Source organism: Nitrospira sp. T9 (assembly GCF_052156535.1).
Lineage (GTDB): Bacteria > Nitrospirota > Nitrospiria > Nitrospirales > UBA8639 > Nitrospira_E.
Map to the genome: position 1 here is coordinate 25,424 of NZ_JBQKUP010000022.1, position 20,604 is coordinate 46,027.

Annotated in this window: 23 protein-coding genes; 3 read left to right on the plus strand and 20 right to left on the minus strand. The window is 49.1% G+C overall.

Annotation, left to right across the window (positions count from 1 at the left end):
- Positions 1-157: 157 nt before the first annotated feature.
- From fabF to ACTRXD_RS02470, 20 genes are all read right to left on the minus strand, one after another.
- Entirely contained in the window at positions 158-1,411 is a 1,254-nt protein-coding gene (fabF, locus tag ACTRXD_RS02375) for a beta-ketoacyl-ACP synthase II (RefSeq protein WP_442430257.1), read from the minus strand.
- A 121-nt stretch (positions 1,412-1,532) separates the two neighbouring features.
- Positions 1,533-1,763: an acyl carrier protein gene (gene acpP / locus ACTRXD_RS02380; RefSeq protein ID WP_312646215.1), complete on the minus strand. Its 231-nt coding sequence runs from the start codon at positions 1,761-1,763 to the stop codon at positions 1,533-1,535.
- 56 nt (positions 1,764-1,819) lie between these two features.
- Positions 1,820-2,563, minus strand: a complete 744-nt coding sequence (fabG, locus tag ACTRXD_RS02385; RefSeq protein WP_442430320.1) for a 3-oxoacyl-[acyl-carrier-protein] reductase — start codon at positions 2,561-2,563, stop codon at positions 1,820-1,822.
- 41 nt (positions 2,564-2,604) lie between these two features.
- Positions 2,605-3,540, minus strand: coding sequence for an ACP S-malonyltransferase (gene fabD, locus ACTRXD_RS02390; RefSeq protein WP_442430258.1), 936 nt, complete (start codon positions 3,538-3,540; stop codon positions 2,605-2,607).
- A 71-nt stretch (positions 3,541-3,611) separates the two neighbouring features.
- Positions 3,612-4,427, minus strand: a complete 816-nt coding sequence (locus ACTRXD_RS02395) for an SDR family oxidoreductase (RefSeq protein ID WP_442430259.1) — start codon at positions 4,425-4,427, stop codon at positions 3,612-3,614.
- A 121-nt stretch (positions 4,428-4,548) separates the two neighbouring features.
- Positions 4,549-5,523 carry a beta-ketoacyl-ACP synthase III gene (locus ACTRXD_RS02400; protein WP_442430260.1) on the minus strand — a complete coding sequence of 325 codons (975 nt, stop codon included), beginning with the start codon at positions 5,521-5,523 and terminating at the stop codon, positions 4,549-4,551.
- A gap of 21 nt (positions 5,524-5,544) precedes the next feature.
- On the minus strand, positions 5,545-6,540 hold the full coding sequence (gene plsX, locus ACTRXD_RS02405) for a phosphate acyltransferase PlsX (protein WP_442430261.1): 996 nt from the start codon (positions 6,538-6,540) through the stop codon (positions 5,545-5,547).
- Positions 6,541-6,585: 45 nt separating this feature from the next.
- Positions 6,586-6,768 (minus strand): 50S ribosomal protein L32, encoded by a 183-nt coding sequence (gene rpmF / locus ACTRXD_RS02410; protein ID WP_312646209.1) that lies wholly within the window; start codon positions 6,766-6,768, stop codon positions 6,586-6,588.
- 38 nt (positions 6,769-6,806) lie between these two features.
- Complete coding sequence (locus ACTRXD_RS02415; RefSeq protein ID WP_442430262.1) at positions 6,807-7,424, minus strand: YceD family protein; 618 nt, start codon at positions 7,422-7,424, stop codon at positions 6,807-6,809.
- Between the two features lie 48 nt (positions 7,425-7,472).
- Positions 7,473-7,724, minus strand: a complete 252-nt coding sequence (gene rpsR / locus ACTRXD_RS02420; RefSeq protein ID WP_376753428.1) for a 30S ribosomal protein S18 — start codon at positions 7,722-7,724, stop codon at positions 7,473-7,475.
- Positions 7,724-8,134, minus strand: coding sequence for a single-stranded DNA-binding protein (locus ACTRXD_RS02425; RefSeq protein WP_312646207.1), 411 nt, complete (start codon positions 8,132-8,134; stop codon positions 7,724-7,726). The genes rpsR and ACTRXD_RS02425 overlap by 1 nt, the downstream gene beginning before the upstream one ends.
- Entirely contained in the window at positions 8,118-8,465 is a 348-nt protein-coding gene (gene rpsF, locus ACTRXD_RS02430; protein WP_442430263.1) for a 30S ribosomal protein S6, read from the minus strand. Before rpsF ends, ACTRXD_RS02425 begins: the two co-directional genes overlap by 17 nt.
- 498 nt (positions 8,466-8,963) lie before the next feature.
- On the minus strand, positions 8,964-9,536 hold the full coding sequence (gene pth / locus ACTRXD_RS02435) for an aminoacyl-tRNA hydrolase (protein ID WP_442430321.1): 573 nt from the start codon (positions 9,534-9,536) through the stop codon (positions 8,964-8,966).
- Between the two features lie 9 nt (positions 9,537-9,545).
- Entirely contained in the window at positions 9,546-10,268 is a 723-nt protein-coding gene (locus tag ACTRXD_RS02440; RefSeq protein ID WP_442430264.1) for a 50S ribosomal protein L25, read from the minus strand.
- Positions 10,269-10,310: 42 nt separating this feature from the next.
- Positions 10,311-11,252 carry a ribose-phosphate diphosphokinase gene (locus tag ACTRXD_RS02445; protein WP_312743993.1) on the minus strand — a complete coding sequence of 314 codons (942 nt, stop codon included), beginning with the start codon at positions 11,250-11,252 and terminating at the stop codon, positions 10,311-10,313.
- A gap of 112 nt (positions 11,253-11,364) precedes the next feature.
- The gene (ispE, locus tag ACTRXD_RS02450) at positions 11,365-12,309 is read right to left on the minus strand and encodes a 4-(cytidine 5'-diphospho)-2-C-methyl-D-erythritol kinase (RefSeq protein ID WP_442430265.1); all 945 of its coding nucleotides are present in this window, start codon (positions 12,307-12,309) and stop codon (positions 11,365-11,367) included.
- Positions 12,310-12,327: 18 nt separating this feature from the next.
- Positions 12,328-13,560 (minus strand): type II secretion system F family protein, encoded by a 1,233-nt coding sequence (locus ACTRXD_RS02455; protein ID WP_442430266.1) that lies wholly within the window; start codon positions 13,558-13,560, stop codon positions 12,328-12,330.
- Positions 13,561-13,614: 54 nt separating this feature from the next.
- Positions 13,615-14,727: a type IV pilus twitching motility protein PilT gene (locus tag ACTRXD_RS02460; protein ID WP_442430267.1), complete on the minus strand. Its 1,113-nt coding sequence runs from the start codon at positions 14,725-14,727 to the stop codon at positions 13,615-13,617.
- A gap of 24 nt (positions 14,728-14,751) precedes the next feature.
- Positions 14,752-16,575 carry a GspE/PulE family protein gene (locus tag ACTRXD_RS02465; RefSeq protein WP_442430268.1) on the minus strand — a complete coding sequence of 608 codons (1,824 nt, stop codon included), beginning with the start codon at positions 16,573-16,575 and terminating at the stop codon, positions 14,752-14,754.
- A gap of 14 nt (positions 16,576-16,589) precedes the next feature.
- Positions 16,590-17,162 (minus strand): CDP-alcohol phosphatidyltransferase family protein, encoded by a 573-nt coding sequence (locus ACTRXD_RS02470; RefSeq protein ID WP_442430269.1) that lies wholly within the window; start codon positions 17,160-17,162, stop codon positions 16,590-16,592.
- Between the two features lie 162 nt (positions 17,163-17,324).
- Here ACTRXD_RS02470 and ACTRXD_RS02475 point away from each other — a divergent pair, with 162 nt between their 5' ends.
- From ACTRXD_RS02475 to ACTRXD_RS02485, 3 genes are all read left to right on the plus strand, one after another.
- Complete coding sequence (locus ACTRXD_RS02475; RefSeq protein ID WP_442430270.1) at positions 17,325-17,672, plus strand: hypothetical protein; 348 nt, start codon at positions 17,325-17,327, stop codon at positions 17,670-17,672.
- A 900-nt stretch (positions 17,673-18,572) separates the two neighbouring features.
- Positions 18,573-19,454: a mechanosensitive ion channel family protein gene (locus ACTRXD_RS02480; RefSeq protein ID WP_442430271.1), complete on the plus strand. Its 882-nt coding sequence runs from the start codon at positions 18,573-18,575 to the stop codon at positions 19,452-19,454.
- A gap of 446 nt (positions 19,455-19,900) precedes the next feature.
- Positions 19,901-20,377 carry a hypothetical protein gene (locus tag ACTRXD_RS02485; RefSeq protein WP_442430272.1) on the plus strand — a complete coding sequence of 159 codons (477 nt, stop codon included), beginning with the start codon at positions 19,901-19,903 and terminating at the stop codon, positions 20,375-20,377.
- Positions 20,378-20,604 lie beyond the last annotated feature (227 nt).

Sequence of the window (20,604 nt, forward strand, 5' to 3'; positions counted from 1 at the left end):
ATTGGTAATGTTGACATGCATGATCGTTATTCTCTTATCTCTTGAGCAAAACGTTGTATTATATCATATCGTTTCGGGGCGGGGTCGAGACAACTGCTTCCGACGTCCTGAGAGGCACCCCTCTCGAAACAATCTAATCAGGAAAGGACCATGCTGCCTATTCGCCCTTCCAACGCCGGAATACCAGACAGGCATTGACCCCACCAAATCCAAATGCATTGGATATGGCTACATCGACGGCACAGGATCTGGCATGAGTCGGAATATAATCCAAGTCGCATTCGGGATCTGGCGTCTCCAAATTGATCGTCGGAGGAATGATGCCATGATGCATAGCCATAATAGAAAAGACCGCTTCAATTCCCCCGGCAGCCCCTAAGAGATGGCCGGTCATGGACTTGGTAGAACCCACAGGAATGGCATAGGCCCGGTCCCCAAAGACGTGTTTGATGACCTGCGTTTCAATCCGATCGGCGAACGTGGATGTGGCATGAGCATTAATATATCCCACAGATTCTTTGGCGATTCCTGCATCCTGAATCGCACGCTCCATACAGGTCACCGCACCGGCCCCATCATCTGGTGGAGCGGTAATATGAAAGGCATCGCTATTCATGGCATAGCCGATCACCTCGGCATAAATGCGCGCGCCTCGAGATTTGGCGTGCTCCAATTCTTCCAGGATTAACACACCGGCACCTTCCCCAATGACAAACCCGTCACGGTCTTTATCAAAAGGCCGACTGGCCCGTTCCGGTTCATCATTTCTCCTGGACAACGCCTTCGCCGCGGCAAATCCAGCAACCGCTGTAGGGCAAATGGTCGATTCCGCTCCTCCCACCAGCATCACATCGGCCTCTCCACGCTGAATCAGTCGAAACCCGTCCCCAAGACAATGATTCCCTGTAGCACAGGCCGTGACCGTACAGGCATTCGGGCCCTTAGCACCAAAACGGATCGCCACCTGCCCGGAGGCCAAATTTATAATGACCATCGGGATAAAAAATGGGGAAACCCGGTCGGGGCCACGTTCCAGCAACACCTTATGATAATGTTCAATGGCCGGAAGACCTCCAATGCCTGCTCCAATATAGACCCCCACACGGTCCGCCTCATCCGGGTTTACGACAAGCTTGGCATCATCCACCGCCTCCTGACTGGCGGCAATGGCAAAATGGATAAAGGTATCCATCTTTTTGATTTCTTTTTTCTCAATAAACGTCGAGGGATCAAAGTTTTTGACCTCCCCCGCAATCTGCACCGAATACTGACTGGCATCAAAACGGGTAATGGGTCCGATTCCGGATTGGCCTTTGCATAATTTATCCCATGTATTAGATACACCAATATCCAACGGCGTAACCAATCCCAATCCAGTCACAACCACTCGTCGTGGTCTCCATTCAGTCATTGAAGCACTCCGTACATATCATGGCTGGAAAACCCAGATAATGATTCTGAGGCTTTACCTCCTCGACCCCCGTGATCAACTTTGGACGAACCGCAACTTCGCACAGTACTCGATGACCTTTTCAGACTTTTTCTTTAATAAAATCGATGGCCGCCGAGACCGTTTGAATTTTTTCTGCATCTTCATCCGGAATTTCGATCTCAAACTCTTCTTCTAAGGCCATCACCAATTCCACTGTATCTAAGGAATCAGCTCCAAGATCTTCCACAAACTTGGCCTCAGGGACCACGTCATCTTCTTCAACACCTAATTGCTCCACAATAATTTTTTTGACACGTTCTTCAACTGCCATTGTTGGCTCCTCCTCCTTGCAAAGTTTATCGAATGACACATCCTATTGCGCATGGGCTAGGACGCCATATGCATCCCGCCATTCACATGTAACACATGCCCGGTAATATACCCGGCCTTCTCTGAACTCAGAAAACACACTGCATCGGCAACATCCGAAGGTTGCCCTAACCGCTTTAATGCAATTTGATTCAGTAATCCCTCTTTAATTTCTGGCGAAAGATGTTGGGTCATCGCCGTATCAATAAATCCCGGAGCCACGGCATTCACTGTAACATTTCGACTGGCATACTCCCGGGCAATTGTTTTGGTGAGACCAATCACACCCGCTTTTGACGCTGCATAATTGGCCTGGCCCATGTTTCCGATCGCTCCGACAATAGAAGCAATATTGACAATACGACCACTTCGCTGCTTGCTCATGGAAGGCAGAACGGCCTTTGCACAGAAAAACGTGCCGGTCAAATTGACCTGGAGGACGGCAAGCCAATCCTCCTCTTTCATCCGCATCAGCAAGCCATCTCGCGTAATACCTGCGTTATTGACCAAGATATCCACTCGTCCCCATTCTTTAAGAACGCGTTCCATCATTCCCTTGGCCTGTTCCCACTCGCCAACATTGACTGAAACCGCCAACGCTTTGCGACCCACTTGTTGGACAAGATCCACGGTTTCTTGACAACGTTCGGCATCAAGATCGGCGACCACCACATCTGCACCTTCCATGGCCAAGTTAGTCGCAATCGCCTGCCCGATTCCTTGGGCACCACCCGTCACTACTGCAATTTTTTCCGTCAACAACATTACTCAAATCCTTCTTGAAAATTCGATCCCGTTTGTCCTTAGGCACAGTGCGACAGGACGTGAGCGTAGGATTCCTGATCCATCACATTCCACGTGGTGGCCTCAGGAGCAATGCGCTTCACTAATCCCGTCAAAACTTTCCCTGGACCGATTTCCACGAAATGTGTGATGCCCATCAGCGCCATGGCCTGGATAGTTTCCTGCCACCGCACCGGGGAAGGTAATTGTCGAACAAGGGACTCACAAACCTCCTCCGCTGACAACAAGGCTTTCGCTTCCACATTATTAACCAACGGTACCTTTAAAGCAGACCACTTCAGAGAATCAATATCTTTTTTTAGCCTGTCAGCAGCAACCTGCATCAATGGAGTATGAACGGGAACACTGACCGGAAGCGGCATGACCCGCTTCGCTCCACGCGTCTTAGCCAATGCCGCTGCATGCTCCACTGCAGCCTTTTCTCCGGCAATGACCGTTTGGCCTGGAGAATTGAAATTGGCTGGAGCCACAATGCCCATAGATCCTGCTTCCTGACAGACACTTCGGACATCCTTTTCCGAAAGGCCTAAAATCGCGGCAACTAACCCACTTCCAGGAGTCACGGCCTCGGCCATATAACGCGCGCGCTTCTGCACCAGATTAACCGCTTCTCCAAAATTCAACGCGCCGGCCGCCACTAATGCGGCATATTCGCCTAAGCTATGACCGGCAACCGCAGCGGGACGAAGGGGGCCATCACCAACCTGTTGAAATGCTGCGAGACTGGTCACCAGCAATGCCGGCTGCGTATATTCGGTTCGATTGAGTTGTTCTGACGGCCCCTCAAAACACAATGCGGCGATATCATACCCCAAAATATCCGCGGCTTCCTTATAGAGGGCCTGAACCGCAGGATTCCTATCAAAAAGAGTCTTGCCCATGCCAACAGACTGAGAGCCTTGCCCAGGAAACAGAAAACCAAAAACTGGCTTCATGCTTTTCGCTCACCCTTTAAAATGCCATGACTCAGGACAGTCCGCCACATGGCTCCTCCCACTTTCTGAAGCTAGTCAACAATAAACTCTCCACCATCCACACAAATCACATTTCCAGTGATCCAATGAGCTTTCGGATGACTTAACAGGCCTAACGCATCGGCGACATCTTGGGTCGTAGTCAGCCGGTTTGAAGGATTTTTTCGTTTGGCTAATGTCAGCATTTCATCAGAACCGGGTATTTTACGCAAAGCCGGAGTATCGGTGACACCTGCCATCAGCGAATTTACCGTGATACCCAGAGGAGCCAGTTCCAGGGCTAATTGCCTCGTATGAGATTCCAGGGCCGACTTTGCAGCGGAAACCGCCCCATAGGTTCGCCAGACTCGTGCGCCTCCGGCGCTGGTCATGGAGAAGATGCGACTCCCTGTCCCCAAAAATTTTTGTGCCACTAAATCCTGTGTCCAATACACCAAACTATTAGCCATGACATCCAACGTCATATCCATCTGGGCTTTATTAATGGCCTCTGCATGGGATTCCGCAATATACGGCTTCAGGGTCCCAAAAGCTAACGAATGCAACAACACCCTGACACAGACTGGCCTCCCGGATTCTTCCCCCCGTTGCTTCAGTGCCTTCAAAATATCAACACGCTTTTCGGGATCGGCCGCATTGACATTAAAAAACAGGACCTCTCGGCCGAGTGAGCGAATCTGCGAGGCAATGCGCTCCGCATTCGCTTGTGTTGATTTTCGATCAAGATGCACACCACAGATATTCAATCCTAAATTGGCCAACTCCACAGCTGCCGCCTCTCCAAATCCACTAGAGACTCCTAGAATCAGCGCCCAATCATTTTCACCCCATGAGGTCGTTCCAGACATAATTCCCCTCTCTTTAAACCCCCAAAATATTCTGGCTTGCTCTTGTTGGAAGCCTCAGATTCTTCCTCTGCTTTTATGGCATTGATCTCATTCAGGAAGGAAAAATCCGCCAGCAGTCACATTACCAACGAACGACCGCTGAAGCCCAGGTAAGACCTGCACCAAATGCAGCCAACAACACCACACTTCCTTTATGAATTCTTCCCTCACGGACAGCTTGATCGAGCGCCAACGGAATTGATGCTGCAGAGGTATTACCAAATCGATCTAAATTTATCATCAACTTTTCTCGCGCCAACCCCAATCGCTGACCCACGGCATTCAATATCCGCATATTGGCCTGATGAGGAATGAACAGATCGACATCGTCCATTGCTAATTTATTGGTCTCTAATGCCTCTTTGGTGGCCTCCTCCATTGATTTAACGGCGATTTTAAAAGTTTCATTGCCCTTCATTTTTATAAAACACCGTTTTTCTTGAAGAACCTCTTTGGATGCCGGTTCCCGCGATCCGCCTCCAGGCACCTGAATCATATCAGAGAGTCCGCCATTGGCATGCAAATGGGTGGAAAGGATCCCCGAACCTTCAGTACCTTGTCCTACCACCACCGCCCCAGCCCCGTCGCCAAATAACACGCACGTATTACGGTCAGTCCAATCGGTTATCGCCGACATGACTTCGGAGCCAATGACCAATACGTGCCGCATACCATTTTTCACATAGGCATCTGCAATAGCCAACGCATAGATAAACCCACAACAGGCGGCGGAAATATCACACGCCGCTGCCCGATTTGCTCCTAACCGATGTTGGATAAGACAGGCAGTGGAAGGAAGAGGAGAATCACCTGTACAGGTGGCTAAAAGGATCAGGTCGATCTCCGATGGGGCCACATCAGCAGCGATTAACGCACGCTGAGCCGCCTCAACAGCTAAATCTGAACAGGCCTGTCCTGGGTCAACCACTCGACGCTCTTTGATACCTGTCCGTTCAATTATCCAGGTATCCGAAGTCTCAACCATGCGCTCTAAATCCGCATTGGTCAAGACTCGCTTGGGAACATAGGCCCCTGTCCCTAAAATCAGACTATTCATACATTAAACACCGCGTTGAACTCACATGCACCCTTGGGCAATGTCACCTCGAATTTCCTCAATCAAGCCACCTTCCGCCAAAGCCTGGGCTCGAAGAATCGCATTCTTGATCGCCTTCGAGGAGGAACGACCATGACAAATCATACTAATACCTTCAACCCCTAAAAGTGGAGCTCCGCCGAATTCGGCATAATCAGTTTTTCGCCGTAACCGCAGAAGGGGTCCGGCCACAAATAGATAGGAAAGCCGACCCAGAGCTGACTGGGCAATTTCTTTCATCAGCATTTTTTTAATCGCATCCGCCAACCCTTCAGAAATTTTCAAGGCCACATTTCCAATAAATCCATCGGTCACAATGACATCGGCATTCCCACTATAGACATCTCGTCCTTCAACATTACCGATGAAATTAATAGGGCTATCCTTCAATAATTTAAAGGTTTCTTTGGTGACTTCATTCCCCTTGGTATCTTCTTCCCCAATACTCAATAGACCTACCCTTGGACGATCAGTTCCCAGGAGATGCCTACCATATTCATGCCCCATTATCCCAAACTGGAAAAGTTGGCGAGCCGTACAATCAACAGTGGCACCGACATCCAGCATGATTGCCTTACCCTGGCGAGTCGGCAATGTCGCAGCGATTGCCGGTCGTTCTACCCCTTGGATCAATCCCAGAAGAAAAAATGCTGACACCATCGTAGCACCCGTATTTCCGGCACTCACCAACGCGTCAGCTTGCTTATTTTTAACTAATTCTGTGGCTTTCCATATGGAAGAGTCTCGTTTTTTTCTGGCTATCAACGCAGGAGATTCATGCATATCCACAACCTGTGGCGCATGAAAAATCTCAATGCCGGCTTTGGTGCCGCCGAGTTTGTCCAGATGAGATTGGAGAGACGGTTCGTCCCCGACCAGGATAATCGAGAGAGAGGATTCCCTTGTAGCCTGTATGGCTCCTTCGACATTGGGAGATAATCCATGATCCCCCCCCATCGCGTCCACGGCTATTTTCATGGGTTTGGTGTTAAAAGATGACGGACTCGAGAAGGAAAATGCCGTTTATCCCTCTTCAACCGAAATAATGGCGATGCCCTTATAGGTTCCACAATTTAAACATGTCGTATGAGATGGCTTGGGCTCATGACATTGAGGACACGTAGACAAATTTGGCGGGGTGAGCTTGAGATGAGATCGCCGCTTATCTCTTCGGGCTTTAGAAATTTTGTGTTTAGGATTTGCCATAATAGTCCAACTTTTCAGTTAAGAGGTGACTGATGCCTTCACGATCCTCTTCGAGCAGAAATAGAGGAACGCTTTGATGGATTTTTTTTTGATATTGTTTGCTGAATTGGCACTGGTGCTGAGCTAGTCACTGGGGTACAACACCCACATATGCCATCATTTAAATTACTCCCGCATACTTGGCACAACCCGAGGCAGTTTTCATTGCATAAAGATTGAAGGGGAGTAGCAAGAATGACCTGCTCTCGAATAGCCGGAAGAAGGTCAATTTCATTTCCTGTAATAGGGTATACATCTTCCTCTGTCGCATTCTCATCGACGGATTTGTCACGCCCCTTTGCCCATTTTCCTTTATCCCTGTGCGGCACAATCACATTGACTGCTTTCACGGTCTTTTTAAATTCCACCTCACACGATAGGGATAAATCTTCCTCAAATTGATCCAGGCAACGTACACATTCCCTAGCCATTCTTCCGGATATTTTCCCTTGAAAAAGCGCTGACCGCTCCCCGGTCAGAAATAGATCTCCATGACAACTTAAGTTCCCAATAGGGATTCCCTCATCATGGGAGAACAATAAATCCGAGGGCCTCACCTCATGATGAATTTGAAGACCTGTGGGGGGAACATCAAGTAGATTGATGGTTATAGACATTTAACAACCACACCTTTCTACCTGCCCCGTTTCGAAGAACACTGGACCTCAGTGTTCTTCTGCAAATGAAAGGATAGCCACATGCCTGGCACGCTTAATCGCTTGGGTTAACTTTCTTTGATGCCGCAAGCAATTTCCCGAAGTCCGACGAGGAATAATTCGTCCGCGTTCCGTGAGAAAATTCCTTAATAAATTTGCATCCTTGTAATCCAATGGCGTCTTATCGAAGCAAAAGCGGCACACTCTTTTCCGCTGAAACAATCGTCCTTTTTCCACAGAAACCTCTCCTAGGCTAAAAATTAGGGCATGGGGTCTGGATAATACTCTTCCGGATCATAGTTAGACTCCTCACTCACTCCTGCCCCAGAGGTACCAGAGGAGGACTTTTTCGGCAAGAACGTTACTGTTTGAGCAACGACTTCATGTTTGCTTCTCTTCTGCCCGTCGTCCGTTTCCCATCGCCGTTGTTGTAGGCGACCATCAACGATGGCCCCGTCACCTTTATTGAGGTACTGGCCACAATGTTCAGCTTGTCGTCCAAACACGACAATATCAACATAGCAGACCTCTTCTTTTTGATCATCGGCCTGACGATACCGACGATTGACCGCTAACGGGAAATTAACCACAGGGGTGCCGCTGGGTGTATACCGAAGCTCGGGATCTCTAGTCAGATTTCCAATCAATATGACTTTATTGAATCCCACCATCTTCTGCTTCCTCCGCACTTGCTTCACCTACCGCTACCAAATCACTTGGGTTCAGCCGCACCGTCATGAATTTCATCACCTGGTCTTCCATACGCTGAAAGCGCTCCAACTCAAAGACGACCGTAGGGGGCCCTTCAAATTGAACCGTAATATAGGTCCCTTTTCGCTCATGTTGAATATCATAGGCCAGCTTCTTTTTCCCGCTATTATCCAACTTTAAAATATTCGCTCCAGCCTGATTCAGGACTTCCTTCATTTTTTCAATCACTCGCTCATTTTCTGTTTCCGCTTGAACGGGACGAAGAATACACAGTGATTCATACAGTTTCATACGTAACCTTTCCCTCTGACAGTATTTTTCTAGTTTTCAGGCAGAGCAATCGTGTTGTATCACAAAAGGGGACACAAGCTACCATAGGGTAAATTGGAGTGTCAAACCTCTCTCAGGAATAGAACCTGCTAATTCAGAACCTAAAAACCCACATTGTTTTTAGTGAAATTGGGCCGTTTCACTAAAAACAATCGGCAGACTGTCGAATTTTGATATGAGACCCAAAACGGTATACAGGTCCCTCTCCAAAAGAGGTGCACTTTATAATGAACAGTCGAAAGTCCACTCACCCCTTCATCTAATCTCAATGTCCTACTGAATGCTAATTCATGTCGGCGATATTATATCCGTTCCAATTCAAAACGTTTTGAGGTACCAAGGTCATTTTCCAAATGCAAAAAGCCTGGAAATGAGAGAGGCTGCCTCAGCTCAACCCCACGAATTCCAACCGGATGGTTGATCCGCTTTTTCCAGGCAGAAAGGTCAATTCACGAATATTTACAAACCTGTTTCAGAGGGCCGCACATGAAATCGATTCATGGCAATAGCCGGCCCTTCACAAATAAGACATTCCAATGCATCAACGGCTTTCGGAAGAATTGAGACAACCTGCTCCCACTCTTCTGAAAGAAATGGTGAAAGCACAAAATTCGCCAGGCTTTCATTGTTCTGAGGGCGCCCTATGCCAATCTTAACCCTGGAGAATTCTTCCGTTTCCAGGCAGGACGAAACAGAACGCAGACCATTATGGCCACCAGCGCCACCTCTGGTTTTGATCTTGATCATTCCCAGAGAAAGGTCTAGATCATCGTGGACAACAATAAGACGAGACGAGTTGGGAGACAACTTCTGAAGAACAGACCGAACGGCAACCCCAGCTTGGTTCATCCACGCAAGGGGAAGAAGAAGCAAAACCGGATGGCCCTTAACTTCACCTTGCCCGAGAAACCCATCTTCCTGCTTGGACCAAGTCACACGCCAACGATCAGCCGCCTGCTCAAGAACCATCCAGCCAAGGTTGTGTCGTGTGTATTTGTAGGACTCTCCTGGATTTCCAAGTCCCACCACCACATGCAAGGGCTACTTCTTGCCTTCCTTCGCTTTACTGTCTGATGCGGCCTTCGTTTTATCTGCCGTAGCCACAGCCCCTCCGGTGGCAGCCCCCTCTGCAGCTTTTTCTGCTGTGGCAACTGGAGCTATCCCTTCAGCCACCTCGCGAGACAAGAGGGACTCTAGCTTCGCTTCGGACATCTTCGTGGCAACATGAGCAACCATGAGATCCTCATCATCCAAAATCTTGAGACCTGTCGGGACTGTAACTTCCTTCACATGCATACCATCACCAATCCCAAATCCTGACGCATCGATTTCAATATGATCCGGAATTTGAGCCGGCAAACACTCAATATGAAGTTCGCGCATCACCTGATGCAAAATTCCCCCCTCTTTCACGCCAACAGGGACTTCTCCGATAATCGTCACGGGAACTTTGACGCGAATGGCTTTTTTCATCGAGACTTCAAAGAGGTCAACATGGAGGATCGCCCCGGTAATGGGATCAATTTGGTGGTCTTGAAGAACTGCGATCCGTTCCTGCCCGCCGGAAATCCGGACAGTCAGCAAACCAGTATGACCAACCTGAGAAATCACCAGATTGCGGGCCGTCTTGTGGTCCATGGCCACAAATTCAGACTTCCCTCCTCCGTAGAGAACTCCAGGAATTTTCCCTTGACGCCGTAGTTGCCGCGCCACGCCTTTTCCAGCCTGATCCCGTTTTTCAACTTCAAGTTCATATTTCATCATCTTGCCCTTTTCTAAATAAGAATGAATGAACAGTTAGCTAATTTATACGAACAAGGATGTCACCGACTCTTCACGATGAATCCTCAAAATCGCCTCACCCAACAAAGGAGCAACTGTGAGAGTTTTCAATTTTGGACATTGCTGATCCTTCCCATTTAGTGGAATGGTGTTTGTTACCATTACCTCACGGAGACAAGACGATTGCAACCTCTCCAGTGCTGGACCAGACAGGACTGCATGGGTACTCCCAGCCCAGGCCGACAAGGCTCCGTTATCCATACAGGTTTGAGCTGTCTGGACAATGGTTCCCGCCGTATCAATCATGTCATCAAACAATAACGCATGCTTATCCTGAACATCACCAATAATATTCATCACTTCAGCCTGATTCGGCGATTCCCGCCGTTTATCGATAATCGCGAGAGAGGAATTCAGTCGTTTGGCAAATGCTCTCGCTCGCTCGACCCCTCCCGCATCAGGGGAAACGATTACCAAATCAGAGACATTTTGCTTTTTAATATAGTCCAACATCACAGGCATGGCATAAAGGTGATCAACGGGAATATTGAAGAATCCTTGAATCGGTCCGGCATGAAGATCCATGGTCAGAATCCGATTCGCGCCGGCCGCGGTGATCAAATCCGCAATTAATTTGGCACTAATGGGCACTCGGGGCTGATCTTTTCGATCCTGCCTCCCATATCCGTAATAAGGAATGACCGCCGTGATCCTGGAAGCTGATGATCGTTTGACCGCATCGATCAGGAGCAACAGCTCCATAATCGAAGTATTCACCGGGTGGCAGCAGGATTGAATCAGAAAAACATCGCCTCCCCGCACATTCTCATCAATTCTAACCCTGATCTCCCCATCACTAAAGGTTGTAACCGTTGCCTGACTCAAATCCTGCCCAATATACTGGGCAATTTCTCTGGCCAACGCAAGGTTGGAGTTACCCGTGATCAATTTTAAATCTCTGAGCATGGTGGTAGTCTCAACTTGCCTAGGTGAACCTAAACCGTAGCAGATTTTCAGGAAAAAAAGCAGAGCAAAGGTAATTCTACGATTGGTGCCTTGTCAACTCAAATCACTGAATTTACACGTTGGAAACCTGAGAAGAGCCAACACGGAACGGGGCATGAGGTAAATCAGTCGAACCCATCGGGATATCAAAGATTCTCCAGCTCGTATCACGACGCAACCGAGTGGAAGCCTGCCGAGCTTCTTCATGAGTGCGGAAAATCCCAAATACGGTGGCTCCACTACCTGATAATAGTGCGGCTTGAGCCCCAAAAGAAAGCAACGTGTCTTTAATGAATCCCAAAATCGGATAAAACGGAAACAACGGCGGTTCAAAATCATTTTCCATTATCCCGATCACTTCCTCCCAGGAAAGGCTCAATTCACGATCTATTCTATTCGTAAATTCACCTAAAGGTCTGACGGCCTTCCGTTGGGAGGACAGCTGTTTATATGCCCATTTTGTCTGTATCGGAAAGCCGGGATTGACGAGAACGACCCACCGTTCGCCTTTGAGAGAACAGGCCTCCACCTCTTGGCCCCACCCCCGAACCACTGCACAAGGTGCTTTAAAAAAAAATGGAATATCACTTCCAAGTGTTGCACCCGCCTCACACAAGTCAGATAAAGTCCAATTTAACCCTAGCAAGTGAGTAAGGCCATACAGAGTGGCAGCGGCATCACTACTCCCACCTCCCAGACCAGCCGACAAGGGGATAACCTTGGTTAGCTCAATATCAACCCCTACATTCTTTTCAGAACGCTGGAGCACCAATTCAGCCGCACGATAAACCAAATTTCCCCTATCCAAGGGCAATGGAGCATCTTCACACGTTAAGACAAGGCCCTCCCGATCAGGGTTAAGCCTAATTCGGAGAAGATCAAAGACATCGACCGTATGCATGAGAGACCACAAATTATGATACCCATTGGGCAATCGATCCAATACCCGAATCAACAGATTCACTTTCGCCGGTGCCCGCACGACGATTTCGGTCACAGACATATCATTCCCACTCATGGCGAAAAACCTCCAGACTCACCCAATAACTGAACCGATAGAAAAAATGGGAAGATACATCGCCACAACGACAAGGGCAATCCCACACCCCACGACCAAGATAATAATGGGCTCTAACACCGACGTTAACGTGGCTACCGTCCGATCGACCTCTTGCTCAAAAAGATCCGCAATTTTTTCCAGCATAACATCAATGGAACCGGTTGATTCTCCCACTTTAATCATTTGGGGAACCATCGGCGGAAAAACCTGGCCCGTTCTTAAGGTCTCGGAGAGAGGTTGTCCTTTTTGAATCGCTATGGCCGCCAGCTTAATGCTTTGCTCGAATGTTTTATTACCAGTCACCGTTTCCGCCACACCCAAGGCCGACAGCAACGGAACCCCACGACGAACTAAAAACCCTAATGTTCTGGAAAAACGCACCGTTGCTGCTTTTTGGATCACGGACCCCAAAAGGGGAACCCCTAAAACCCACCCATCAATGGCCTGTCGACTTTTCGGATTTTTGAGAAACCAACGGATACCCATACCCAAACTTCCACAAAATGCCACCAACAGAAAAAAGTGATCCCGAACCCTCTCAGCCACGTCAATCACTACTTGCGTCAACCAGGGAAGCGATTCGCCCATATCTTGGAATAAGCCAGAAAAAAGAGGGACCACCCAAATCAGCAAAAAGACCAGGACAATCATCGCCACAGCCACAAGCAAAGCCGGATATGCTAATCCAGAGAAAATTTTCGCCCGCAACTGAGCCTGTTTATCAAGGTACACTGCCAGTTGGGTCAAACTCTCATCCAAGCGACCTGTCGTCTCTCCTACTTCCACCATACTCCGGTAAAATTCACTAAAGACGGTCGGGTTGCGTTTTAAAGCATGAGCTAGCAAGGTTCCGCCCTCTACATCCTCTCGAATATGCTTAACCACTTGTTGCAAGGTCGGGTTTTCAGCTTCGCTGGAGAGAATGTCCAGACATTCCAAAAGAGGCACACCCGCACGAATCAACGTTGCCAGCTGATGGGTAAAGACCACCAATTCTTTACTGCTCACGCCTCTCCAGCTCCACCCGCGGCTCCAGCCGGTCAGCTGACCACTGAGATTGAATACCCTTTCAACTTTTTCTTGCAGACCGGTTACCAAGACATCCTGCCTACGAAGAAGTTGCAAGGCCTCACTGGAAGAAGCAGCCAAGACTTCTCCGTGGACCGTCTGTCCATCCAAATTTTTCGCACGATATTCAAATCTCGGCATTTCGAATTATTGCTCGCTTTCTCTGTGGGAGATCAAGAAGGCTCTTAATGCCATTTACATCCGAGGCCGCAACCTGGCCAAAGACATTGCCCCGGATCGCTCCCGACCCGTACGCTCCAATAGCTTGGATAACTCATCAGGAAGCGTTGTGAGTCCCATAGCGAGTTCAGAGGATATCACTCCTTGGCCAGCCAAGTCGGCCAAGGCTTGATTCATGGTCTGCATGCCATATTGAGCTTGTCCCGTTTGCATCATGGAATACATTTGATGGATCTTGTCTTCCCGAATCAGATTCCGAATTGCCGGAGAGGTAATCAGAATTTCCAAAGCCAGAACCCGGCCCCTTCCCTCTGAACGTGGCAAAAGTCTCTGTGCCAGAATGCCTTCCAGCACCATCGACAACTGGATACGAATTTCTTGTTGCTGGTTGGAAGGAAACACCGAGACCAATCGTGTCAGCGTGTGAATCGCAGAATTCGTGTGCAAAGTAGCCACCGTCAGATGTCCGGTTTCAGCCATGGTGAGAGCCGCCTGAATGGTCTCGAGATCTCGCAATTCGCCCAAAAACACCACATCGGGATCCTGCCGTAAAATACCTTTCAGGGCGGACTGGAATTCGTGGACATCGGATCCCACTTCCATTTGAGATACCAAACTTTTCTTGTGCGAATGCAGAATCTCAATGGGGTCTTCTAACGAAATAATATGTGCAGACCGCGCTTCATTTATATGATCCAACATCGAGGCCAATGTCGTACTTTTCCCGCTACCGGTCGGCCCGGTTACCAAAATCAGCCCTTGGGGCTTCCTCATCAATTCCGCAATAATTGGCGGTAACCCTAATTCTTCAAACGTCGGAATCTTCCCGGACACTGTTCGAATGGCCATGGCCAAGGATCCCTGTTGGGTATAGATATGGACCCGAAACCGCCCGATAGCAGGCACGCTGTAGGCTCCATCCCAGGCTCCGGTCTGCATAACCTGATGTTGCTGTGCTTCCGTCAACAGACTCGCGGTTAACTGAGACAGGTCCTGGCTGGTCAATATCGGAGACTCCATCGGGCGTAAATGCCCGTCCACACGGAGGCGAGGCACACTGCCGGAAACCAGGTGCAAGTCCGATCCGCCCTGCCGGCACAATTCACCTAGGAGTGCAGTCAATTCCATTGGGTATCCGGTCTTCTGACGTCCCTACACAAAAGCATCAGATCTCGTTTCGGCAAACACCTCACCCACAGTCGTCAAGCCACCTTGAACTGCCGCCATCCCCGCTTGTCTAAGCGTGCGAAATCCTTCGCCTATCGCACAGGTTATCAAGTCATTGGTGGATGCCCGTGCCAAAATTTTTTCATGCAGTCTTTCAAAAATAGGCAGGGTCTCAAATAACGCCATGCGTCCTTTAAATCCTGTCTGATGGCAGGACACACACCCACGCCCTTTCATCGCCTGAACCGCCCCGAGCGCCTCATCATCAAAACCCAACTCCCGCAGCTGAAATTGAGATACCGGCTCCAGTTCCCGACAATAATCACAAATTTTCCGTACCAAGCGTTGGCCCACAATGAGCGAGACGGCGGAAGACACCAAAAACGGCTCAATGCTCATATCGATGAGCCGGGTAATGGCCCCTGGGGCATTCATGGTATGCAGGGTCGAAAGAACTCGATGGCCAGTCAGAGAAGCCTGAATCGCGATTTGCGCAGTTTCCCGATCACGAATTTCCCCCACCATCATGACGTCAGGATCCTGCCGCAGAAAAGCACGCAACCCGGCGGCAAAATTCAATCCAATCTCTTCATGAATTTGCATCTGATTGATGCCCTGGATTTGGTATTCCACGGGATCTTCGACGGTGACAATATTCATCTGAGGAGTATTCAGAAATTGTAACGCGCTATAAAGGGTTGTCGTCTTTCCGCTCCCCGTAGGCCCCGTCACAAGGATCATCCCATAGGGATTTTCCAGAGCCGTCGTCAACCGGTCTAAATCAGGTTGGTTAAGCCCGATATTGGTTAAATGTAACGCAAGCCCTGACTGATTCAAGAGTCGCAGAACCGCTTTTTCGCCAAACAAACAGGGCAGAATGGCCACTCGAATATCGACGTGGGGAAAGCCCTCTATCTTCATCCGTCCATCTTGGGGTAACCGACGCTCCGCAATATCCAGATCGGAAAGAATTTTCACCCTGGCGAGTAATGCCTGGTGAAGGTCTTTAGGCAGATTTTGAATCGGGCACAGGACGCCATCCAATCGAAAGCGAACCCGGATCATAGTCTCCATCGGCTCAATATGAATATCACTCGCCTCCATTTCAATGGCCTGCTGCACAAGCCCATTCACAACTTCCACAGCTGAGGAATCTTTATCAATTTTCACATGACGCTTCAGTCGAGACATTTCTGCTTTGTCATGAAGCATGATCGATCTTTCTTGATCATGCAAACCGTTAGCAGAGGCACAGACAGGGCCAACAGGCTTTCCCATCGAATCGGGTGAAATCCGGTCGCCATTTCCCCAGCTTTTGAAAGTACCCTCCTCATCGTTTTTCATAGATTCTGTAGTAGAGGAAGATCCATCTGGGCCCTGGCCATATAGGTGGGAAATCGCCGTCCGTAAATCGGATTCGGTAGCTACCATGGGGATGATGTGCAACCCTGTCCGGAATCGCAAATCATCTAACAAAGACCCATTCGTGGGGTCGGCCATAGCCAGACTCAGTCGTGAAGTGGTTTTCCGCACCGGCAAAACGAGGTGCCGACTAACAACGTCATAAGGAACCAATCCCCGAAGACTCCCGTCAATCGAGCATGTAGACAATTCTACGGTGGCAACTCCATAGTGCTGGCTGAGAAACTCCAATAAGGTAGATTCAGACAGAACCCCCATCCGAACCAGAATGCTCCCGAGACGCCCTCCTTCTCCCTGCTGAATATCAAGCGCTTGAGACAAATCATCTGAAGAGATCACTTTCGCATCCACTAACTGTAGGCCCACCCGCTCTCGATTCAACTGCATCCTCCTGTTTACCCTTATTTCTTGCCTGACGAATTGAGCCGTTGAATTCCCCGGAATAGGTAATGCACTCCAGAACCGGTTGTCAGGATAACCATTACCGAGAGAAAAGGAATGATGGCTTCGGAAGGAACACGCCCGGTCGCAAAAAGTATCACTATGATGACATAACAAATTTGGGCAAAAGTGGTACCCTTTCCCAACCAGGTGGGAGTAATATCAATGTCGATTTCCGTTAAATTAGCCAATATGGTCCCCGTGAGGAGAATGGCGTCACGACTCACCACAAGAATCACTGCCCAGATCGGAATAAAATGGAGAACCGATAAGGTCACGATGGCCGACATAAGGAGTAATTTGTCAGCCAGAGGATCGAGATATTCGCCAAGGCGAGTGCGCTGATCGGTGATACGGGCAATGGCCCCATCCAGGCCATCGGTCACCGCCGCGACTAATAAAGTTACGAGGGCATAATCATAGTATTCGTAGAGCAAAAACCCAACGAAGACCGGAACAAGGAGAATTCGGAGGACTGTGAGGCTGTTGGGAAGGTTGATTGGAATGTCGGCACCCGATAACTTGCGGACCATTTCGCCACAACCCCTTTCCCACAAACGTATTTTTCCTGAGCGTAGGGAAGGTTACGTTGGGATTCTGAGGGAAGTCAACCACGCTTGCGACCCCCATCGAGGCGGCCTATAATCGATTTTCACAATATACCTCTACCCATCGTTAAGCTGGAGCCAGAGCACATGACATCGCTTCCCTTATCCTTTCGAGTCAGAAATGCCGTCGTGGAAAAGCATCAATTGGAGGGCATGGATCCTAGTGACCGATATTTCAATCGAATGATCCCAATTAAACGGGTGGAGCGCGGATACTCGGGAACGGTCATGTACGAAGCGCTAAATCTCCAGTCCCAGGTCTATCGAACCGTGCAGGAAAGCCTAAAGGACCTCATCGATCAACTTCGGGAATTAGGTTTTACCACCATGCGCACCCGCCTCAATTTCAAAGGCCAACAATACCTGGCGGAAAAAGAAACCTGGGTTGATTATCCGGAAGCCAAAATTTTGGGCTCAAACCAAACCACATCATGAGGACCTTTCTATTCCAGAACCCCTTCTCGATCACCGACAACTAGCCACCTGTTCCTTCATTCGTTGAGGAGTTGCCGCCACCGCACCCGGAACCGAACGGCCTGGACGAACCCCATAGGAGGCTTCATGGAACGCTGGCTCCCCCAAAAGCTCCAGATACCGCCCCTCACCACTCCCTGAGCCATCCGATCTCCAATGATTGGAATACCGAACTGCCTGAAGCCTCCCCTCCGCTTTGGATCTCACCTCGAAGCGCGGACGGTGCCACCGTACTACCCGACGACATCCGGGACCAGATCTTATGCCGCGGATTTATGAGATCCGCTTCAGGCTTCTGTCGAATTCATGCTTTCCTCCCCACACGAATTGGACCATGATTCCATTTAGATGACGCAGCCCCTTCGCTCCCTGATCGTTCAACCGCTTCCTCACTACGATGGGCGGCTCAGCTCCTGTACACCCCCTTGAGTCGGTTCTCCTACTATTTCGGGGTGGCGGTATCCCCGATTTCGAGCGCCCGACAGGCTTAAAATACGAAATGGCACTGCTGTCTTACATGTTGCACGGCTTCTCACCTAAAGTCGGGGGAAAACTTTGTCGTGTTTGTCTCATTTCTCACCTCGTTTGTGTTGAATTTTTTCGCCCTCACGAATGTCTTAGCCGCATGAGGCCTTAACGCCAAGCTATGCCTTCTTGTCCCCTCAAAATTTTTCAATCTCAAGTGGCAAAGTTCATCTGTCATATGTTTTTCTTCCCGCTTTGTTCTCCTCTATCTTTTCTGACATTTTTCTGGTTAATTCATCTGATCCGGCACGGCAAAAAAATGGAAAACCTCCCAAAAAGTCTTTCCATCAATCACAACGGGGCAATCAATTTATACCACCTCAAAGGAGCACCACCATGGATCTTTCAACGGTCCTGAACGGATTGGATCACTTTTTCACCTATCCCTTATTTACCGTCAACCAGACCCCGATTACCCTTTCGTCCCTTGCATTTTTTGCGTTCATCATGGGTGGCTTTATGATCATCAACACCCTGATACGACGTTTTCTGATCAACCAATTACTCAAACGCTCCAAGATGCCCAAGGCGACGCAATACACCTTAACCCGCCTCATTCAATACTTCCTGATTCTTATCGGGACCGTGATTGCCTTTCAAGTCATCGGCGTCGACCTGAGCGGTCTGGTCGTCATTTTTGGGTTTCTCTCCGTCGGAATCGGATTCGGCCTGCAAAATCTGACGTCCAATTTCATCGCGGGACTCATGTTGCTGTTCGAACAACACATCCAGATTGGGGACCGCATTACCGTGGGAGACACTGAGGGAGATGTGGCAGAAATCAACATTCGATCCACCACCATTCGCTCTCTAAACAACGTGGCCATCGTTGTTCCCAATTCCGAATTTATCTCTTCCACGGTTATTAACTGGTCGCACGGTGATCCTAAAACCCGTTTGGAGATTGAGGTGGGAGTTTCTTACAATTCAGATTTGGACAAGGTGATACAGTCACTTTTGGAAGCGGCCAAAGAAAACCCATTGGTTTTATCGCACCCAGTGCCCAAGGCCTGGCTGATGAGTTTCGGAGATTCCGCCTGGAATATGCGTTTATTAGCCTGGGTGGAGGATCCACAAGGCAGAAGGCAGATTCAATCCGATATTAATTGCGCCATCGTCAAGAAATTTCGGAAGAATGGTGTGGAAATTCCCTTCCCTCAAAGAGATCTTCATGTCCGAACCTCCGTACCTTTGTCCCTCTCATCCTCATCGACCTGAACATAGAGCCCAAACCTCAATCGAAGCAGGAAGGTTTCCGACGGCTGTAAGAAATGCTGGACGTTACTCGTCTTACATGCCGCTTCCACATTACCCCCATGATATTTGAGAAGCTCTCATAGCATTGCTAAAATGAAAGGAAGATGAGATTTCTCAAGAAAATGAATACATCCTCATGACTTTCTCGCCCGGTTTGACATGGTTCAGCCATTCTTTTAAATGTTGCCTAACGAACATTCAACTGATCACGATCTAGTCGCCATCCACGAGATCCCTAACAATTGCAACACTTCAATTTTAAGTGAACGAAATTACTGCATGACCGGAAACAACCAGTGTGGCTGGAAGTCGTTCATTTTCACGCAGAAAAATTCATTTTCGTCAAAGTCTTTGTATTAAAAAGGAAAGTGCCCAAAAGTCCTACTGTAACCGCGGAGAAAACGTGAATGAAATCCTTGATGGTCTACATTGTGGTGTTTGTTCTAGGAGTAGGATTGGGCTTAGGGGCACCATTTCTCGCCGCCCGATATGCCCAACCCTATTTGCCCCAATTCCTTCAGGAAACCGTTCATCCCCTGACGGGGACCGTCACACATAAGGAACGCCAGCAGGACCGATTGTTAATGACCGTCACCACGCCAAATGGCACCATCCTGGCGACCTTTCGGAAACAGGTTCCAGAAATTGACCTGCTTGTGGAAGAACAGGACTCTGTCACGTTGGACGTCAAGCAATATGAACCCTTTGTGACTGACCCACCGGTCATTAAAGTCAACAAACTCACACGGCAGGTCCCTGAACCGGCCCAACCCTCACAATCTTCGATCGAACCCGAACCTCTGCCGGACTCTCCGTTGAACCAGGTCCCCGCATCAGGAGGGCCATCTGAGGACACAGAACCTTCTCATCTCCCTCTCAATTAATGGCTGAGGGCCCAGGGGAAGAGAAAACCCCACGGGAAAACCCCACGGGATAAGATGTGGGCTCAGCAACATCACGTACCTGTCCGGTAAGGACATTTTCTCTCAGGATGATCGAACGCCACGTGAAACTTCTCGGTCCAGCCGACCCAGGAGCAATTTGGTCTCTCTGATCGACCAGCCCGTTGTCGGAGTGTTTACCGTATTTCTGCTTATTTATTTCTAAGGAG

Coding starts and splice junctions, on each gene's coding strand:
- fabF (WP_442430257.1), bottom strand. CDS start 1,411: ATGACTGAATGGAGACCACGACGAGTGGTTGTGACTGGATTGGGATTG.
- acpP (WP_312646215.1), bottom strand. CDS start 1,763: ATGGCAGTTGAAGAACGTGTCAAAAAAATTATTGTGGAGCAATTAGGT.
- fabD (WP_442430258.1), bottom strand. CDS start 3,540: ATGAAGCCAGTTTTTGGTTTTCTGTTTCCTGGGCAAGGCTCTCAGTCT.
- ACTRXD_RS02395 (WP_442430259.1), bottom strand. CDS start 4,427: ATGTCTGGAACGACCTCATGGGGTGAAAATGATTGGGCGCTGATTCTA.
- ACTRXD_RS02400 (WP_442430260.1), bottom strand. CDS start 5,523: ATGAATAGTCTGATTTTAGGGACAGGGGCCTATGTTCCCAAGCGAGTC.
- plsX (WP_442430261.1), bottom strand. CDS start 6,540: ATGAAAATAGCCGTGGACGCGATGGGGGGGGATCATGGATTATCTCCC.
- rpmF (WP_312646209.1), bottom strand. CDS start 6,768: ATGGCAAATCCTAAACACAAAATTTCTAAAGCCCGAAGAGATAAGCGG.
- ACTRXD_RS02415 (WP_442430262.1), bottom strand. CDS start 7,424: ATGTCTATAACCATCAATCTACTTGATGTTCCCCCCACAGGTCTTCAA.
- ACTRXD_RS02425 (WP_312646207.1), bottom strand. CDS start 8,134: ATGGTGGGATTCAATAAAGTCATATTGATTGGAAATCTGACTAGAGAT.
- rpsF (WP_442430263.1), bottom strand. CDS start 8,465: ATGAAACTGTATGAATCACTGTGTATTCTTCGTCCCGTTCAAGCGGAA.
- ACTRXD_RS02440 (WP_442430264.1), bottom strand. CDS start 10,268: ATGATGAAATATGAACTTGAAGTTGAAAAACGGGATCAGGCTGGAAAA.
- ACTRXD_RS02445 (WP_312743993.1), bottom strand. CDS start 11,252: ATGCTCAGAGATTTAAAATTGATCACGGGTAACTCCAACCTTGCGTTG.
- ispE (WP_442430265.1), bottom strand. CDS start 12,309: ATGAGTGGGAATGATATGTCTGTGACCGAAATCGTCGTGCGGGCACCG.
- ACTRXD_RS02455 (WP_442430266.1), bottom strand. CDS start 13,560: ATGCCGAGATTTGAATATCGTGCGAAAAATTTGGATGGACAGACGGTC.
- ACTRXD_RS02460 (WP_442430267.1), bottom strand. CDS start 14,727: ATGGAATTGACTGCACTCCTAGGTGAATTGTGCCGGCAGGGCGGATCG.
- ACTRXD_RS02465 (WP_442430268.1), bottom strand. CDS start 16,575: ATGCAGTTGAATCGAGAGCGGGTGGGCCTACAGTTAGTGGATGCGAAA.
- ACTRXD_RS02470 (WP_442430269.1), bottom strand. CDS start 17,162: ATGGTCCGCAAGTTATCGGGTGCCGACATTCCAATCAACCTTCCCAAC.
- ACTRXD_RS02475 (WP_442430270.1), top strand. CDS start 17,325: ATGACATCGCTTCCCTTATCCTTTCGAGTCAGAAATGCCGTCGTGGAA.
- ACTRXD_RS02480 (WP_442430271.1), top strand. CDS start 18,573: ATGGATCTTTCAACGGTCCTGAACGGATTGGATCACTTTTTCACCTAT.
- ACTRXD_RS02485 (WP_442430272.1), top strand. CDS start 19,901: ATGAAATCCTTGATGGTCTACATTGTGGTGTTTGTTCTAGGAGTAGGA.